The sequence below is a fragment of the Paenibacillus tyrphae genome (genome assembly GCF_027925525.1).
GTDB classification, from domain to species: domain Bacteria; phylum Bacillota; class Bacilli; order Paenibacillales; family NBRC-103111; genus Paenibacillus_G; species Paenibacillus_G tyrfis_B.
On record NZ_BSDJ01000018.1, the window covers coordinates 69,463 to 85,493 of the forward strand.

At 51.4% G+C, this 16,031-nt stretch carries 19 protein-coding genes; 11 read left to right on the forward strand and 8 right to left on the reverse strand.

Annotation, left to right across the window (positions count from 1 at the left end):
- Position 1: 1 nt before the first annotated feature.
- Entirely contained in the window at positions 2 to 1,618 is a 1,617-nt protein-coding gene (gene nikA / locus QMG93_RS21215; protein WP_281939939.1) for a nickel ABC transporter substrate-binding protein, read from the reverse strand.
- Between the two features lie 194 nt (positions 1,619 to 1,812).
- Between nikA and cntE the strand changes: the two genes are divergently transcribed.
- From cntE to QMG93_RS35420, 3 genes are all read left to right on the forward strand, one after another.
- The gene (gene cntE, locus QMG93_RS21220; RefSeq protein ID WP_281939941.1) at positions 1,813 to 3,024 is read left to right on the forward strand and encodes a staphylopine family metallophore export MFS transporter CntE; all 1,212 of its coding nucleotides are present in this window, start codon (positions 1,813 to 1,815) and stop codon (positions 3,022 to 3,024) included.
- Positions 3,025 to 3,433: 409 nt separating this feature from the next.
- Positions 3,434 to 3,721: a cadmium resistance transporter gene (locus QMG93_RS21225; protein WP_281939943.1), complete on the forward strand. Its 288-nt coding sequence runs from the start codon at positions 3,434 to 3,436 to the stop codon at positions 3,719 to 3,721.
- The gene (locus QMG93_RS35420) at positions 3,718 to 3,948 is read left to right on the forward strand and encodes a cadmium resistance transporter (protein ID WP_413789316.1); all 231 of its coding nucleotides are present in this window, start codon (positions 3,718 to 3,720) and stop codon (positions 3,946 to 3,948) included. The genes QMG93_RS21225 and QMG93_RS35420 overlap by 4 nt, the downstream gene beginning before the upstream one ends.
- Positions 3,949 to 4,602: 654 nt before the next feature.
- On the opposite strand, the gene QMG93_RS21230 is transcribed toward QMG93_RS35420, so the two are convergent.
- Positions 4,603 to 5,208, reverse strand: coding sequence for a pentapeptide repeat-containing protein (locus QMG93_RS21230; protein ID WP_281939945.1), 606 nt, complete (start codon positions 5,206 to 5,208; stop codon positions 4,603 to 4,605).
- A gap of 211 nt (positions 5,209 to 5,419) precedes the next feature.
- Here QMG93_RS21230 and QMG93_RS21235 point away from each other — a divergent pair, with 211 nt between their 5' ends.
- A complete protein-coding gene (locus QMG93_RS21235) occupies positions 5,420 to 5,782 on the forward strand; it encodes an MmcQ/YjbR family DNA-binding protein (protein WP_281939947.1) in 363 nt (120 codons plus the stop codon).
- Between the two features lie 119 nt (positions 5,783 to 5,901).
- Here QMG93_RS21235 and QMG93_RS21240 read toward each other — a convergent pair whose 3' ends face one another.
- Entirely contained in the window at positions 5,902 to 6,897 is a 996-nt protein-coding gene (locus QMG93_RS21240; RefSeq protein ID WP_281939949.1) for a LacI family DNA-binding transcriptional regulator, read from the reverse strand.
- A 122-nt stretch (positions 6,898 to 7,019) separates the two neighbouring features.
- Positions 7,020 to 7,286 carry a hypothetical protein gene (locus QMG93_RS21245; RefSeq protein WP_281939951.1) on the reverse strand — a complete coding sequence of 89 codons (267 nt, stop codon included), beginning with the start codon at positions 7,284 to 7,286 and terminating at the stop codon, positions 7,020 to 7,022.
- Between QMG93_RS21245 and QMG93_RS21250 the strand changes: the two genes are divergently transcribed.
- From QMG93_RS21250 to QMG93_RS21280, 7 genes are all read left to right on the forward strand, one after another.
- Positions 7,285 to 8,058: an MBL fold metallo-hydrolase gene (locus QMG93_RS21250; protein ID WP_281939953.1), complete on the forward strand. Its 774-nt coding sequence runs from the start codon at positions 7,285 to 7,287 to the stop codon at positions 8,056 to 8,058. The two genes, QMG93_RS21245 and QMG93_RS21250, sit on opposite strands and share 2 nt — an antisense overlap.
- Positions 8,059 to 8,134: 76 nt before the next feature.
- Complete coding sequence (locus tag QMG93_RS21255) at positions 8,135 to 8,551, forward strand: Lrp/AsnC family transcriptional regulator (RefSeq protein WP_281939955.1); 417 nt, start codon at positions 8,135 to 8,137, stop codon at positions 8,549 to 8,551.
- 225 nt (positions 8,552 to 8,776) lie between these two features.
- Complete coding sequence (locus QMG93_RS21260) at positions 8,777 to 9,253, forward strand: MarR family winged helix-turn-helix transcriptional regulator (protein ID WP_281940106.1); 477 nt, start codon at positions 8,777 to 8,779, stop codon at positions 9,251 to 9,253.
- A 69-nt stretch (positions 9,254 to 9,322) separates the two neighbouring features.
- On the forward strand, positions 9,323 to 10,537 hold the full coding sequence (locus QMG93_RS21265; RefSeq protein WP_281939957.1) for an ArsA family ATPase: 1,215 nt from the start codon (positions 9,323 to 9,325) through the stop codon (positions 10,535 to 10,537).
- The gene (locus QMG93_RS21270; RefSeq protein WP_281939959.1) at positions 10,524 to 10,763 is read left to right on the forward strand and encodes a hypothetical protein; all 240 of its coding nucleotides are present in this window, start codon (positions 10,524 to 10,526) and stop codon (positions 10,761 to 10,763) included. The genes QMG93_RS21265 and QMG93_RS21270 overlap by 14 nt, the downstream gene beginning before the upstream one ends.
- A 44-nt stretch (positions 10,764 to 10,807) precedes the next feature.
- Positions 10,808 to 11,398, forward strand: a complete 591-nt coding sequence (locus QMG93_RS21275; RefSeq protein ID WP_281939961.1) for a hypothetical protein — start codon at positions 10,808 to 10,810, stop codon at positions 11,396 to 11,398.
- Positions 11,382 to 11,738: a DUF6463 family protein gene (locus QMG93_RS21280; RefSeq protein ID WP_281939963.1), complete on the forward strand. Its 357-nt coding sequence runs from the start codon at positions 11,382 to 11,384 to the stop codon at positions 11,736 to 11,738. Before QMG93_RS21275 ends, QMG93_RS21280 begins: the two co-directional genes overlap by 17 nt.
- A gap of 183 nt (positions 11,739 to 11,921) precedes the next feature.
- On the opposite strand, the gene cyoD is transcribed toward QMG93_RS21280, so the two are convergent.
- From cyoD to cyoA, 4 genes are read right to left on the reverse strand one after another with little or no spacing between them, the layout of a single operon-like run.
- Positions 11,922 to 12,254, reverse strand: coding sequence for a cytochrome o ubiquinol oxidase subunit IV (gene cyoD, locus QMG93_RS21285; RefSeq protein WP_253407776.1), 333 nt, complete (start codon positions 12,252 to 12,254; stop codon positions 11,922 to 11,924).
- A 1-nt stretch (position 12,255) separates the two neighbouring features.
- Complete coding sequence (gene cyoC, locus QMG93_RS21290) at positions 12,256 to 12,867, reverse strand: cytochrome o ubiquinol oxidase subunit III (RefSeq protein ID WP_281939967.1); 612 nt, start codon at positions 12,865 to 12,867, stop codon at positions 12,256 to 12,258.
- Positions 12,867 to 14,840 carry a cbb3-type cytochrome c oxidase subunit I gene (locus QMG93_RS21295; RefSeq protein ID WP_281939970.1) on the reverse strand — a complete coding sequence of 658 codons (1,974 nt, stop codon included), beginning with the start codon at positions 14,838 to 14,840 and terminating at the stop codon, positions 12,867 to 12,869. The genes cyoC and QMG93_RS21295 overlap by 1 nt, the downstream gene beginning before the upstream one ends.
- A 42-nt stretch (positions 14,841 to 14,882) precedes the next feature.
- Positions 14,883 to 15,902, reverse strand: coding sequence for a ubiquinol oxidase subunit II (gene cyoA / locus QMG93_RS21300; protein ID WP_281939972.1), 1,020 nt, complete (start codon positions 15,900 to 15,902; stop codon positions 14,883 to 14,885).
- Between the last annotated feature and the right edge of the window lie 129 nt (positions 15,903 to 16,031).

Consider the following 16,031-nt stretch of genomic DNA (forward strand, 5'->3'; position numbering starts at 1 on the left):
TCTACTTTTTCACGATGTCGAGCCCGAGGAACGGATTGTCATCCCGATTGGCCGGGAATACGAAGCCCTTCACGTCTTTTTGATAAACAGCCGTTTTCTTAATGTAAGAGATCGGCAAAAAGGATGCCTGCTCCTGCAGCGTCTTCAAAATGGAACTGTACAGTTGTTGGCGCTTGCTCTCATCAGTTGAGACGAAAACTTCATTTATTTGCTGATCCAGCTCTTTTTTCATTGGCAGGTTCGAGAGCGATTCCGAGATGCCGAAGCCCTTCGTAGAAACGATGTTAATGAAAGAGTGCGGGTCATACGGCGAACCGTAGTTGCTCCAGAAGTACAAGTCAAAATCCGCAGAACGCAATCGTTTCACATGTTCGGTGAGCTCCAGGCTTTTAATGTTCAGCTTGACGCCGATCGCTCCCCACTCGGCTTGCAGCGTTTCCGCCATCGGCTTTTGAACTTGATCCGACTTTTCATACAGCAATTCCAATTCAAGCAGTTTTCCGTCTTTCTCGCGGACGGTTTTTCCGGCAGGAAGCTTCCAGCCTGCTTCTTCCAAATAAGCTTTCGCTTTCTCCACATTGTATTCGAGCGGCTTAACGTCCATATTGGTGTACGGCAAGTTTTTGGACAAAATGTTGTCTGCTTTCTCCTCTAGGCCGGCCGTAATCCCATCCACCATCGCTTGCTTGTTAAAACCGTGTTGCAGGGCGAGACGCACTCGCAAATCCGATAGGATGTCCTTGGTGGTATTCATAACCACCTCTCTTGTTGCGATAGGCTCGGAAAGGCTTGTATCATATTTGCCGGAAGCTTTCAGCTGCTTAAAGGCATCCAAACTGATAACGCCTTCTCCATATATCAGGTCAAGCTCCTTTTTCTCAAAGGCAAGTACACGCGTTTCTCCGTCTGGAATAATTTTAATAACCAATTTATTGACTTTCGGCTTATCTCCCCAGTAATTCGGATTAGGGGTAAATACCGCATATTCGTCTTTCTTATATTCCGACAGCATCCAAGGTCCGGTTCCGATTTCCTTCTTCACACCTTTCGAAGTATCCAAATCGTCCGGAAATCCGGCTTCGCCAAGAAAGCGTACCGGACGAACGACCGATAGCTCCTGTATTGTTGGATAATACGGCTGCTTCAACGTCATTTTGAACGTGTGCTCATCCACCGCTTTGGTTTTGTCGAGCACATTAATAAAACCCAGCCAGCTATGATTTTTGGAATTTTTCATGATGGCATCGAAGTTCTTTTTGACAACAGCGGCGTTAAATGCCGTTCCGTCCGAAAATTTAACATTTTTACGGAGCTTGAAGGTGTACTCTTTCCCGTCTTTCGATATATCCCACGATTCCGCCAGATGAGGCTCAAGCTTGCCTCCTTCTTTATAACTGACCAGCGGTTCGTAAATCATCGATTGCGCGATTAATTGCGAAGGATTATAAACATGGGGGTTCATCGTACCAATATCTCTCGGCCAAGATACCGTTATCGTTTTATCGGCTTGGACCGCTCCTGCTTCGGAGTTTTGTGAATTCTGTTTGGAGCAGCCGAAGAGCGCAGTTGTTAGGATAAGCATTAGAATGAGCAGAGACTTCCTTTTTGAAGCAAACATGATAAGTGGTTTTCCCCTCTCGACTACTTATAATGATAATGATTCTCAATATCGACGGTTGAATCTTACACGATAATTTTTATCTTGTCAAGATAGTTTGCTATACCGAGTTCATCTATAATTCATAGAAGAGCTTTTTGTTAGAAATCAAATAGAATCGACTCGATAGTCGTCAATAGGAAGGATATCATAGAATGAGGGCACCGCGTCCGCTATCGATAGGCTTTATCCGAATCTATGTACTTGCTTGTCTTTTCTTCACTGCCAATGCCATTCTTACCGTGATTCTTCCGCTTAAAAGCGAGATGGAGGGAATCGGAAAGGCGGAAATCGGCGTCATGATGGGCGCATACATGCTTTTCTGCCTGTTCCTTCGTCCATGGGCCGGCCAGACCGTTGCAAGATTCGGAGCCTTGCCGACCATGCGTATACTCCTGATTGTTCATGCCTGCGGACTAGTCATGTTTACGTTTTTCGGAGTGGCCAGCTATTTACCGCTTCGTGCACTGCAAGGAGCCGTTACCGCCTTTTTTTCGATGGCAATGCAAATGGGCATTGTTGATGCACTTTCGGATCGGGACCGGGCGCAGGGCGTATCGCTCTATGCCTTGTCTACCATGCTTCCTCAGTTATTCGGGCCGATCATGGCTTTATATTTATGGGAACATGATCAAATGCCAATTATCGGTATTACCCTGGTAGCTCTTGGCCTTCTGACTTGGCTTTGCGGGCTGTCCGCTCCCCTCCCTTCTACTTCTACAAAGGGGGCTACACTTACGATTACCGATATGATGAAATCTGTATCCCAGCTATGGAGCAACCGTATTCTGTTTGTCTGCTCCGCTGTAATGCTAACTGCTTCCATCACATATGGTGCGATTATGACTTTTTTGCCCCTATATATGCAATCCATTGAGAAAGGCGACGCCGGGCTTTATCTCATGCTTCAGGCCGCTGTGGTCGTGTTTTGCCGGTTTGCTCTGCGTAAAAAAATTCCATCCGACGGCCGGTGGCATACCGGTTTAATCGCCGTTTTGTTGCTGTCAGCCGCTGCCGGCTCACTGCTATTGGGCATTCTTCAAACAGCAGGCCCTCTATTTTACTTATCAGCCATTTGCAACGGTGCTGCCATTGCCTTGATTTATCCGACGCTTATGACTTATCTTTCTTTCGTTTTGTCTGCGAATTCCCGTCATGTATTGCTGGGTCTTTTCATATCTTCATATGATCTTGGCTTTTCGCTGGGCGGACTCATGATGGGGCCGCTCGCGGAACGGTTCTCCTATTCTCAAATGTACACTTGTTGTGCCTGGTTGAGTATTGCCGCACTTATAATCGTAATCGGTAACAAGAATAAGATGTCCGACCGGAGTAACTCTACTTTTTTTAAATCGGGAATGAGTTAAAGTGATAGTCATCCAGCCATGACAATCATTTTATCCAATAACACAAAATAAACGCGATTTGCGCGGTTTCGTTTTGGTTTTCTGTTAATTGATTGATCAATTTAGGGTCTGACGAGCACCTACCGCAGCCAAGGGCATAAGTATCAGTAGTTGGGGTAGAGCCAACCTTTTGACGGTTTTTTCCGCTAAGCATTAGAGGACATGCATTCTCGCCGTACCTGACGGCCTTAGCGGACATAACGAACCAATTTACGGCATGCTGATGACCGCTAATGATGTTTAGCGGAAATGAAAAATAGGAAGTGGAACATGAACGAGCTTTTAATGGCCATCGTTTCTGGCATTACTGTATTTGCAGCAACAAATATTGATGACCTGTTTGTCCTAATGGTTTTATACTCACAACGAGATGACAAATTTCATAATCGGGCATATCATCATCGGTCAATACGTAGGAATTTTTGTGTTGGTTATTCTAAGCTTGATCGGTGCATTTACTGCGATGTTAATTCCACAAAAATGGCTTGGACTTCTCAGAGTGGTGCCTTTATTCATGGGCATTAAAACAGCAATAAGCAACTGGAGAATTTCAAAGGATTCAACGGATGATGAAGTCCCTGCTGCAAGTGAAGCTCGAAAGAACAAAATACTAGGAGGCATCATAAGCGTTTATACATTAAAGGTAGCAAGTGTGTGACTATTGGCAATGGCGGTGATAACATTGGTGTCTACATTCCACTTTTTGCAAGCAGTTATGTCATCCAAATTATTACGATCCTTATTATTTTTGCTGTGCTAATCGCTGTATGGTTGTTAGTTAGCAACAAGCTTACAACACATCCTTTAATAGCCAAAGGCTTAGAAAAATATAGTTCACATCGTAGTTCCAATTGTCTTGATCTTGCTTGGAATTTATATCATTAGCGGCACAATTAAGCAGCTCCTATAAGGGTGCTCCCAAAAAACAAATCGGCACAAGAACCTCTTAGAGTATGAAAAGAAGCCCAAGCCAGACACAATTGAGGTCATAGCGTACATTTTCGTTAAAAAGTTGGCGGGACCCCCTTAGTGCTTGCACAAAACAAGCCGGATTTCCTTAGCGTACGGAATTTCCGGCTTGTTTGATTAATTTCTCGCTTAGCGTACGTTTTCCGCGTTTTGTTGGCGGTACCCCGTATTGCGAAAACAACAGCATCGTTATCGAAGCGGCAATCGGAATACTTTCTTGTCACAATCGGCAATCGGAACATATTCTTGTCATTCGTTTTTGACTAGAATATGTTCCGATAAAATAAAAAAACCGCGATATTCGCGGGAATTAATCGGATTATATTCTTGTCATTTTACAATTGAGCAAATTGAACGAATTGTGTTAAAGATGCTATTCGATTAGTTTACAGATAGTGCCCTTTTTGCGCTGTTGCGTACCGGTTGCACGTTTAGTCTGGGGGCTTTATATGCATACTAACTAGACGTGCATGTCAACTATTTGCAAACCTATGGATGCCAAGAAGGAACGCCTCAGCCGTCGTGACGACGCTGCACTGCTTAATGGGATGCGTCCCATACTTATGTCCTTTATTCCACCTTCGCGCCGTGCGAGCGCAGAAACAAGATCGCTTGCGCCGCGTCCATTCGGGCGCCCTTGACCTCAAGCGACTTAAAATCGACGCCGTCCAGGTTCGCTCCGCGCAGATCGGCTCCGTACAGCTTGCATTTGGCAAGCTGCGTGCGGGTGAGATCGGCTTCCCGCAGATCCGCTTTTTCGAAATTGCTTTCGTACAAATCGGCTTCCGTGAACCGGACTCCCCTCAAGTTTTGCTTGGACAGGTTGGCGTGCCTCAGACTTGTGTAGGACCAGTCGCCCCGCTCGATCGTGATTCCGTCGAAGCTGGCCTCGGAGAAGTCGGAGCCGACCATTTTGCACTCCTCAAATTTGGCGACAAACAGATTCGCGCCTCTAAATCGGCAGTTCGTGAAAGCCGAGCCGTGATGGACGGACGCGTTAAACTGAGCCCCGGTGAAATCGCAATCGATAAACCGGCAGCCTGACGTCAATAGCTCCTCCAAATGAGCTGTGCGAAACCGGCAGCGTGTAAATGTGCAGTTGCGCAGCTCCCCCTCGCGAAAATCCGCTTGACTGAAATCTTTTTCGGCAAACGATTGATCCTCATATTTAAACATCCGATATCATCCATTCCTATGAATAGTAGGAAAATAGCGAGCAAAGTCCGAACAAAACAAGAACAAATGTTCCTGTTTTTTTTATATTAGCAGATAGCGGAAAAAGAAACAAGGTTTAGGTCTGACAAATTCATCCTTCTATCGTTCTGGCAAGAAGCCGGGGTCATACGTTACAATAGAGCAAAAACAAGTCTCAAGGAGTCGTTAGCTTATGATCGATCATGCCCGTCTTATGGAATACGGACTGAAGAAGCCCGGAACAAGCCTCAAGTATCCTTTCGACCCGGACCTGCCCGTCCTGTTCGTCGGCGACAAAATGTTCGCTCTGCTCGGCACCCACCAAGGCATCCCGAGCGTCAATCTGAAATGCGATCCCGACAACGTCTGGATCGTACGGCAAACGTATCCGACCGCCGTGCTTCCCGGCTACCATATGAACAAGCGGCACTGGAATACGGTCGTGCTGAACGGCGAAGTTCCGGACACCGAGGTACTGGACATGCTGGAGGAGTCGTACCAGCTTGTGTACCGCAAGCTGACCAGAGCCGTGAAAGAAACGATCAACGGCGGTTGACGAAACTAAACGAAACAAACCGCTCAGAACCGGGCATCCCGGCTGCCGCAAAATCTCTTTAATTATTAGTAAATGAAAAACAGCACCCGGTTGGATGCCGCTGCTGCCCTATTCCGCTCCTAAATCTTAAGCGCAGCCGTCGATTCCCTGATGACCAGCTCGGGCTTCCATTCGACCGTGACGCTTGCCGTCGAGCCGGCTCCGATCCATTTGAGCAGCAGTTCGACGGAGCTCTGGCCGATGCTTTCCGCCGGCTGACGAATCGTCGTCAAATAAGGACGAAGACGGGACGCAATATATTGATCGTCATATCCGATGACCGACATCGCCTCCGGCACGCGCATCCCCTCCTCCGCCAAAGCGTTTACGATCCCGACCGCGATATAGTCGTCGCCGGCGAATACGGCCGTAGGCAGCTTCCCGCTCCTGATCCAGGACTTTGCCGTTTCGTAGCCGAATCCGATTTCGTAGTCCCCTTGCACCACGGCGAACGGAGAAAGCCTCGCCTCCCGGAGTGCATCCAAAAAGCCTCTCTTTCGCTCCCGCGTGCTCAAAAAATATTCCGGCCCGCATACATGGGCAATCGAAGTATGGCCTAACGAAAGCAAGTGCTTCGCCGCTTCGTAGCCTCCATAGTAATTATCCGTCAGTACCGAGGGCACCATATGATCCCGTCTTTGATTATCGATGAGCACGAACGGAATGCTCCGCTTCTTCAATTGGGCGACATATCGGTCCTCTTCCGGCAACGACAATAGAATCAAGCCGTCCACCCGGTCTTCGTGCATCAAATCGTGACTTTCGCGGGAACGAACATCGTTCGAGACGGAAAGCGCCAGAAAATAACCGTGCCGGGCAAGCGTGCGGTTGATTTCATTGACGACCGTCTCAAAAAAGCGATCATGCAGCGCAGTCATGATCAATCCGATGATGCGGGTATGCCCCCGGGCGAGACTTTGTGCTGCGGCATGAGGCCGGTAATCCAAAACCTCGATGGCGTCCAGCACCTTTCGCCGGTTTTTTTCCCGTACGTTGCCTGTGTTGTTTAACACCCGGGAGACGGTCACTACGGACAATCCGCAATATCTTGCCACGTCGTATATGCTTGCTTTCATGGGGTAGGCTCCTTCCGATACGCGCTACGAAAATTAAACCGCTTTAATTTTTGGAATAGGCAAATCGAATCGCCGGATGGCGGCAAGAAGCGACATCTATTTAGGAAAAATGTAACAATACTTTACTTTTGTGAGCCTATATTACCATCCTCCCCCTTCGATAGCAATGTGTTTTTTTGAATAATCCGGCCGTTCGACAGCGCCGCATCTGTCGGACCAGCCGCTATGCGGCTTAGCAATTGAGCGAAAGACGGGCTCATCATCATTTTCTTCCGCCACGAAAGCAAAAGACGCTTTTCTCTTTCACCGGATTGTTCCGCAGCATGGCCGCTTGGCGTTACAATACGGATAGAATGCAAATGCAGAAACAATGGAGGTATCGTTCCCATGGAAATTCAACTCATTCGAAACGCAACGCATTATATCGAATACGGCGGAAGAAAGCTGCTCCTAGATCCGATGCTTAGTCCAGCCGGAGCTATGCCTCCTTTTGCGAATACGCCAAATTCTTTTCCAAACCCGACCGTAAACCTTAAAGTTCCCGTAACCCATCTGCTGCAAGCCGACGCCGTCCTGCTTACCCATACCCACCCGGATCATTTCGACGCCGTCGCGGCGACGCTGCTGCCGAAGGATATCGTCTTTTTCTGCCAGCCGGAGGATGCCGGGAAGCTTCGGGAGCAGGGCTTTCGGGATGTACGGCCCGTCGAGTCGGGCATCGTGTGGGATTCCATCAGCATCGTACGCACCTCCGGTCAGCATGGCACAGGCGAGATCGGCAAGCGTATGGGGCCGGTGTCCGGCTTTGTGCTGAATGCGCCCGGCGAGCCCGTTTTTTATATTGCCGGCGATACGATCTGGTGCCCGGAGGTAGAGCAAGCCTTGGCAAAGCATACGCCTGACGTCGTCTTGCTGTTCGGAGGCAGCGCACAGTTCCTGCTTGGCGGACCGATTACGATGAACGAAGCGGATGTGGCGAAGGTCGCAAGCGCCGTACCGTACGCTCAAGTCATCGTGGCTCATATGGAGGCTCTGAACCACTGCCTGCTGCGAAGAGAAGATTTGAGAGCGTATGTTGCCGGGCTTGGTCTCTCCGAAAGAGTCCGTGTTCCGGAGGACGGAGAGTCCATCCGCTTCGATCCGTCCTTAATGCAAGTGTAACAGAGGAAGCCTTGTTTCCGGCGGACGGACACGGTACAATCGGTTTGAGCAATCTTCCATACAAGTAGGTGTATTCATGGAACTGGATCAAACCGATATTGAGATAATCCGCCTTCTCCGGCAAAATGCCCGTATCCAATGGAAGGAGATCGGGGAAAACGTATTTTTGTCGGGGCAAGCGGTCGGAAACCGGATCAAGCGGCTGGAAGATCTGGGAATCATTCAAGCCTACACCGTTCAGGTGAACGAGGAAAAAATGGGCCGCTCCGTTCTTGCCTTCATCACGGTATTTATGAAATCGACGAATCACAGCGGCTTCGAGAGCTTTCTTCAGGAACAAGAGGCGGTGATCGAAGCTTACCGGGTCAGCGGTGAAGGGTGCTATACGGTTAAAGCCGCAGTGTCCGACCCGGCCGCATTGAATGTTTTGCTGGATGCGATCCTCCAGTACGGCAACTACAAGGTCAACCTGGCTATCGGAAAAGCAAAATAGACGGAGTTGCATTGCCAGTAACGCCCCGAAATACGGGGCGCTATTTCTTTTTTCCCTGCGGAACCGCTGTACTCCGCCATCGACGGGCCTCTCCCCCGCTTCATTTTCGCCCAAACGAAAATCCTCCTCTTGCCATTAGTACGAAATCGTAGTAAGATAAACCCGTAAATTAATTCCATATCGTAGTAAACGAATATCGCAATACATAGGAGGATACAGCCGTTGATGGAGCAGATGCTGGAGCTATTTTTCAAACACGGTCTGCGGCCCATGAGCTTGATGTCGGAGGCGGCCGAGCTGGAGCAAACGCTGAACCGCTCCGAAATTTCCGCGCTCATGTTCCTCGAATATCGCGGCGAGCTGACCATGTCGGAGCTGGCCTCGGAACTGGGAGCGCCGCTCAGCACGGTGACAAGCCTGACGAAACGTCTGGTCCGCAAAGGTCTTGCCGAACGCAATCAATCCGACAAAGATCAGCGCATCATTCTGGTCAGGCTGTCCGACGAAGGCCGCAAGCTGGCAGGCCAGGCAAAAGCTATGATGGAAAACATGTTTACCCGCGTGCAGGCGGCTCTCTCCCCGGAGGAGCTGCAGCAGTTTCTGACGCTCGCGGTCAAAGTAGGCAAAGCGCTGCAGCACAAAGAAGATAAAGACAGCGTGCCGTCCGATCGTACCGTCCGGAAAATCCGGATCGACGATTAAATTTGCTTGAACCGCAGCCCCTATTTTTTTAACTAAATACTACGAAATCGTACTAATTGGAGGGATACGATGAGAATCATTCTATATACCGGTAAAGGCGGCGTCGGCAAAACGAGCGTCGCTGCGGCGACGGGCGTTACGTTTGCGGCGCAAGGGCTTCGTACGCTTGTGATGAGTACGGATGCGGCGCATAGTTTATCCGATTCGTTCGATCAGTTGCTGGGCAGCAGCCCTGTTCCCATTACCGACTGTTTATGGGGGCAAGAGGTGGACAGCTTGCGCGAAACGGAAAGGCACTGGGGCGCGGTCCAAGGCTGGTTGGCCGGTTTGATGAACTGGGCCGATCTTAGCGACGTGACGACCGAGGAAATGCTGGTGTTTCCCGGCATGGAAGAGCTGTTCAGCCTGCTGGAAATCAAACGCCATGCGGCCAGCGGCAACTATGACGTCATCGTCGTCGATTGCGCGCCGACCGGAGAGACGCTCCGGCTGCTCAGCTACCCGAATGTGCTCGGCTGGTGGATGGACAAAATTTTCCCGTACGAGCGCCGGTTAGTAAAGCTGGTGCGTCCCGTCGCCAAAATCGTCACAGGCGGGCTGGAGCTGCCCGACGATAACGTCATGAACAGCATCGAGTCGCTCGCCCGCGAGCTGGAGCTGCTGCAAAGCCTGATTCTCGATTCGGAGACGACCTCCATCCGCATGGTGCTTAATCCGGAGAAGATGGTCATCTCCGAGGCTCGAAGAGCGTTCACCTATTTGAACTTGTTCGGCTTCAATACCGATGCGGTGGTCGTAAACCGCGTCCTGCCAGAGGAAGCCGGAACCGGCTATTGGGCCGGATGGCGGGCGGCTCAAGATAAATACGAAGAAGAAATTCGCGACTGCTTCAGCCCGCTGCCGATCTTTCGCATCCCGCTGATGAAATCCGAAGTGCACGGCCTGCCGCTGCTCGCGCAAATGGGCGAAGCCGCTTTTGGCGGCCGCAATGTCTCGGAAGTGCTCCACTTGGGGAAGGTGCAGGACATTCGCAAGGAAGGCGACGTTTACTTTTTGGATCTGACGCTGCCTTTTGTCGACAAAAGCGACTTGTCGCTCAGTCAGAAAGGCGACGAGCTGACCGTCCAAGCGGGCCCTTACAAGCGCAAAGTGGTGCTGCCGCGCATCCTGCTCGGCCGTCCGATTGCCGGCGCCCGGTTTACGGAGCAGAAGCTGTCGATCCGCTTCGGTGAAAGAGAGCTGCTACAAGAACCCAAAGAGGAGGAGAACGATGAGAGCCGATAAGGTAACAAAATTGCTGGACAGCTTGTCGGAGGCGCAAGAAACGTTGATTGCCGAATGTATTCCCGCCGGGGCGCGCAGCCATTTTCTCGCTTCCCGCAGAGAAGCCCTGCTCGGTCTTCGCAGCCTGCTCGATGACGCAATCGACCGGACAAAAAAGCCGCCGGGGGCAGCCGATAAAAAATCACCATCCAGCCGTTCCCGCGGTGTGATCGACATTTCCGATTGAGCCATAGCACTAGCTTTAGAGCTTGATACGAGGAGGAATTGCCCATGCTGCTCGACCGCTATTTGCCCGTTTATCACTACCACGAAAAGCATTCGATCGACGTCCGTGCGCCGAGGGATGCGGTCTATCGTGCGATTCGCGAAGTAAAATACGGGGACGTTCCGGCGCTTCGCCTGCTGTTCGGCATTCGGATGCTTCCGGCCTGGCTGGCCGGCAAAGTGAAAACAGGAGCTTCGGGCGGCGACGAACCGTTTATAAAGCGAATGATGCGCTATGGATTCATGCTGCTGGAAGAAGCCGAAGGGCAAGAGCTCTTGGTCGGGGTAGTCGGCCCATTTTGGAGACCGGTCGGTAATGAGCCGATCCGCTTGGATTCGGTACAGGCTTTTATCGATTGTGACTCCCTTCGTCATGCGAAGGCGGTTATGAATTTCCAAGTGCGGGAGCAGCCCAACGGAATAATGACGGTCTTCACCGAGACGCGGATTCTAACGCAGGACAAGTCAGTTCGGCTGAAATTCGGGCTGTATTGGCTGCTGATCTACCCCGGCAGCGCCTTGATCCGGCGCGGCTTGCTCAGAGCGATCAAAGCCAATGCGGAAAAGGAGCGAGTTGTTTATGGCAGCCAAACTTAAATCTTATTCGGGCATGATGCTTGCTTGGACGGCGGTACTGCATACGGTAGTCGGCATTATCGTCTATTGGCAGCCTCTGGCGGATATCGCACAAAGCGGCTTCTTTAATAGTATCGATCCTCATTACGACCGGGGTTCGGCGTTCTGGTTCCTGTTATTCGGCGCCCTGCTGTTTATGCTGGCCGGACTGATCCGCTGGCTGACTCAAGTCAAAAGAATGGAAATCCCCAAATTTATCGGCGCCTACATGCTTGCGCTTTGTCTCGTCGGCGTCTTTTTCATGCCGGTGTCGGGCTTCTGGCTCGTCATTCCCCAGGCGCTTATCATGATGTGGGATTGAGCCGTGCGCCAACACGACTCCCGCACAATAGCCGCCTTTAAGGGCGGTGGCTAAGCAAAAATAAGGGTGAGTAATGAAACGACCGCTACCTTTGCCGAGGGCGGTCTATTTCTTTTTGTTTTGGTTAATTGCAATATTCTAGCATTGAATAATAGAAAAAGGGGCGATTTCTCGCCCCTCACATCAATGCGCTACCGCGTTGTAAGTCATAATCCAGATCGAGCCTGCTACGATCGTCAACAGAATAATCATGCCGAGTAGCAGCGCCATCATGTTCCAGCGTGCATTCTCGCCTTCGCGCAGGTGCATGAAGAAAACGAGCTGCACGACGAACTGAAGAATAGCCATCGCAAGAATCACGATCAGCGTCGCCGTCTTGCTCAGCATGCTGTTCATCACGATGGTAATCGGGATGATCGTCAAGATGATCGAAAGCACGAACCCGATCGTATAAGACTTCAGCGAGCCATGGGAGCCGTGCTGCTCATGCGAAGAAGCTCCATGCGAATTCCCCATCTTACATCACCCCCATCAAGTAGACGACCGTGAGGACGAAAATCCAGACGACGTCGAGAAAGTGCCAGTACAGGCTGAGATTTTCCACTTTGCGTTTGGTAACAGGAGTAATCCCGCGTTTGCGGAGCTGAAGCATGAGCCCGATCATCCAAACCAAACCAAGCGAAACGTGCAAGCCGTGCGTCCCTACCAAAGTAAAGAACGCGGATAGAAAAGCGCTGGTGGAAATCGTCGCGCCCTCGTGCACCATATGCACGAACTCCGTCACTTCCAGCGCGATGAACGCCGCGCCGAGCAGCGCCGTAACCGCGAGCCAGCCGATCAGCTGCTTCTTGTTGCCGCGATGCATCGCAAGCACCGCAATCCCGCTCGTAAAGCTGCTTGTCAGCAGGATGAACGTTTCGGCGATAATGCCCGGCATTTGAAACAGTTCCTCGGGCGTCGGTCCCGCATTCGTATTGCCGCGAAGAACGATATAGGTCGCAAACAACGTGCCGAATAAAATAACGTCCGTAATCAGAAAGAGCCAAAAGCCGAACGTCTTCAGCGACTCTTGATCGTGATGATCGTGGTCGTGAGCGTCGTGTCCGTGATTTGCCGCTGTATGTGCCATTAAGCTTTTGCCCCCCTTGCCAGTTGCTCGGTCCGCTTCACTTCATCGACCGGAATATAATAGTCGGTATCGTACGAGAACGAACGCGCCAGCATGCAGATCGCGATGCCGACAAGCGCCGGAATCGTCAGCCACATCCAGTTCCATACGAACCCAAACCCGGCCAAGAACCAGAGCGAGGACTTGATGAACGGAATCGCCGAGTTTTTCGGCATATGGATCGGCTCCAGCTTCGCATCCGGAATCGGAGCGAGCGGCTTCTCGCCTTTCTGCTTCCGCTCCCACCAGTCGTCCGTTTCCTGCACGGTCGGCGCAATAGCGAAGTTGTACATCGGCGCCGGCGAAGGAATCGTCCATTCGAGCGTGCGGCCGTCCCAGATGTCGCCAGTCGTGTCTTTCTCATGATTTTTGATGCTGTAAGCAATCTGCCATACTTGGAAAATGAATGCAATCCCCATCAGGAAGCCGCCGATCGTCGAAACGAGGTTGAGCGGTCCCCAGCCCATGTCAAAATCGTACGTATACGTACGGCGCGTCATGCCGTCCAATCCGAGGAAATATTGCGGCATGAAGCACACATAGAAGCCGATGTTCCAGAACCAGAACGCCCATTTGCCGAGACGCTCGTTCAGCTTGAAGCCGAACATTTTCGGCCACCAGTAATAAAGACCTGCAAAGTATCCGAACACTACGCCGCCGATGAGCACTTGGTGGAAGTGCGCAATCAGGAAGTAGCTGTTGTGAAATTGGAAGTCAGCCGGAGCAACCGACAGCAGCACCCCGGTCATCCCGCCGATGACGAAGCACGGAATGAACGCGACCGCCCACATCATCGGTGTAGTGAACCGGATCCGGCCGCGGAACATCGTAAACAGCCAGTTGAACACCTTGACCCCGGTCGGTATTGCGATCAGCATGGTCGTTATCGCGAAGAACGCATTGACATCCGCGCCGGAGCCCATGGTGAAGAAGTGATGGACCCACGTAAAGAACGATAGTACGCTGATCCCGATCATCGCGAATACCATCGAAGAGTAGCCGAACAGCTTTTTCCTGGAGAAGGTCGCAACCACCTCGGAGAAAATACCGAACGCCGGCACGACGACGATATACACTTCGGGGTGACCCCACATCCAGATCAAGTTGATATACATCATCGGGTTGCCGCCGCCGTCGAGCGTGAAGAAATGCGTGCCCGCAAAGCGGTCAAGGAACAGCAGGAACAACGTAACCGTCAAAATCGGGAATGCGAAAATGATCATGATACAGCTGGACAGCACCGACCAGGAAAACATCGGCATTTTCATCAGCTTCATGCCGGGCGCGCGCATTTTGAGAATCGTAACGATAAAGTTGATCCCCGTCGCCAAGCTCCCGATCCCCGAGATCTGAATGCCCCAGATGTAGAAGTTTTGACCAACGCCCGGGCTGTGGGACAGCTCGGACAGCGGCGGATATGCCAACCAGCCCGCATCCGGCGAACCGCCGATGACGAACGAAATGTTGAACAGCATGGCCCCGAAGAAGAACAGCCAGAAGCTGAGCGAGTTCAGAAAAGGAAATGCTACGTCGCGTGCGCCGATTTGCAGCGGGACGACGACATTGAACAAACCAAACATGAGCGGCATCGCCATGAATAGAATCATAATGACGCCGTGCGTCGTGAAGATGGCGTTATAGTGATCCGCCTGCAGAAATTCGACACCGGGCATTGCCAGCTGCAGCCGCATGAGCAGTGCGTCGACACCGCCGCGGAACAGCATCAGAATGGAGCAAATAATATACATGATGCCGATGCGCTTATGGTCGACGGTCGTCAGCCATTCGCGCCACAGCCAGCCCCATTTTTTGAAAAACGTAAGCACGAAGACGATGGCTACCATCGCAAGCCCGATACTTACCTGTGCCCCGAGAATTAGCGGATCCCCGGTGACGAAAAACTCCGATGCGAATTGTTTAATGGTATCCAGCATGAGTGGGCCTCTTTTCTGTTAAAAATAAATCAAGCGTTGCGTTTATTTTCCGGAGGCGCTGTGAGCCGCCCCATGTGCCCCGTGGCCTTCGCCCGCGGTTACGTCCTCCATCTTGTTGCTGCTGACTGCAGCGCCCTGTTTCCCGCCAGATTCGTTTCCGCTGCCGCCAGGTGCCGCTCCGTGTGCGCCATGAGCGCCGTGCGAGCCACCGACTGCATATTTCGTAACGATATTGTAGAACAGGTTATCCGGGAACGCCGAGAAAAACTGCTCGCCGGAGCGGCCTGGTTTGGCCAATGCGTCATAGCCGGCTTGCGTCAACGGACTTGCCGACTTTTTGACCCCTGCGGCCCACTTGTCGAACTCTTCCCGCGACGTTGCGTGTACGTCGAATTTCATGTCGTTAAAATGCTCCCCGCTGAAGTTCGCTGCGGTGCCGAAATATTTGCCTGCCTCATCGGCTTGCAGATACAAGGTCATCGCCATGCCGGACATCGTGTACATTTGTCCGCCAAGCTGCGGGATCCAGAAGGAGTTCATCGGAGCGTCCGACGTTAATTCGAACTTGATCGGCACGCCCTTCGGAATTTGCAAATAGTTCACCGTCGCAATTCCCTGCTCCGGATAAGTAAACAGCCATTTCCAATCCAACGACGTCGCTTGAACGACAATTGGCTTCTGGTCCGATTGAATCGGCTTGGAAGGCTCCAAAGCGTACGTATATTTTACCGTCACGCCGCCGAGAATAAGGATGATGACGATCGGAATCCCCCACCAGATCATCTCCAGCTTGGTGCTGTGCGCCCAATTCGGCTTGTAGGCCGCCTTGTTTCCTTTCGCGTCGCGATAGCGCCATACGATAACTGCCGTCATGGCCAGCACGGGCACCAATACGATAAGGCAAAGCACGGTCGAGATCACGATCAGGTCTCGCTGGTCTTGGGCAATCGGCCCTTTCGGGTCGAACACCATCATTTCTTGTCCGCAGCCGGTTAGCAGCGCCATCATCAGGATGAACAGCAGCGCTAGCGAAATTCGGCCGATCTTTACCGGTTTTCTCATGTCGATCCTCTCCCAAGCTCTCCGAAATGCTATGATTGTTCTGACTGTGAGCCAGATCACTCTATAGAACCACCATAACAGATTACGACAAAATGTTCGCGGCATTTAACAAATACGTCAATGTTTCGT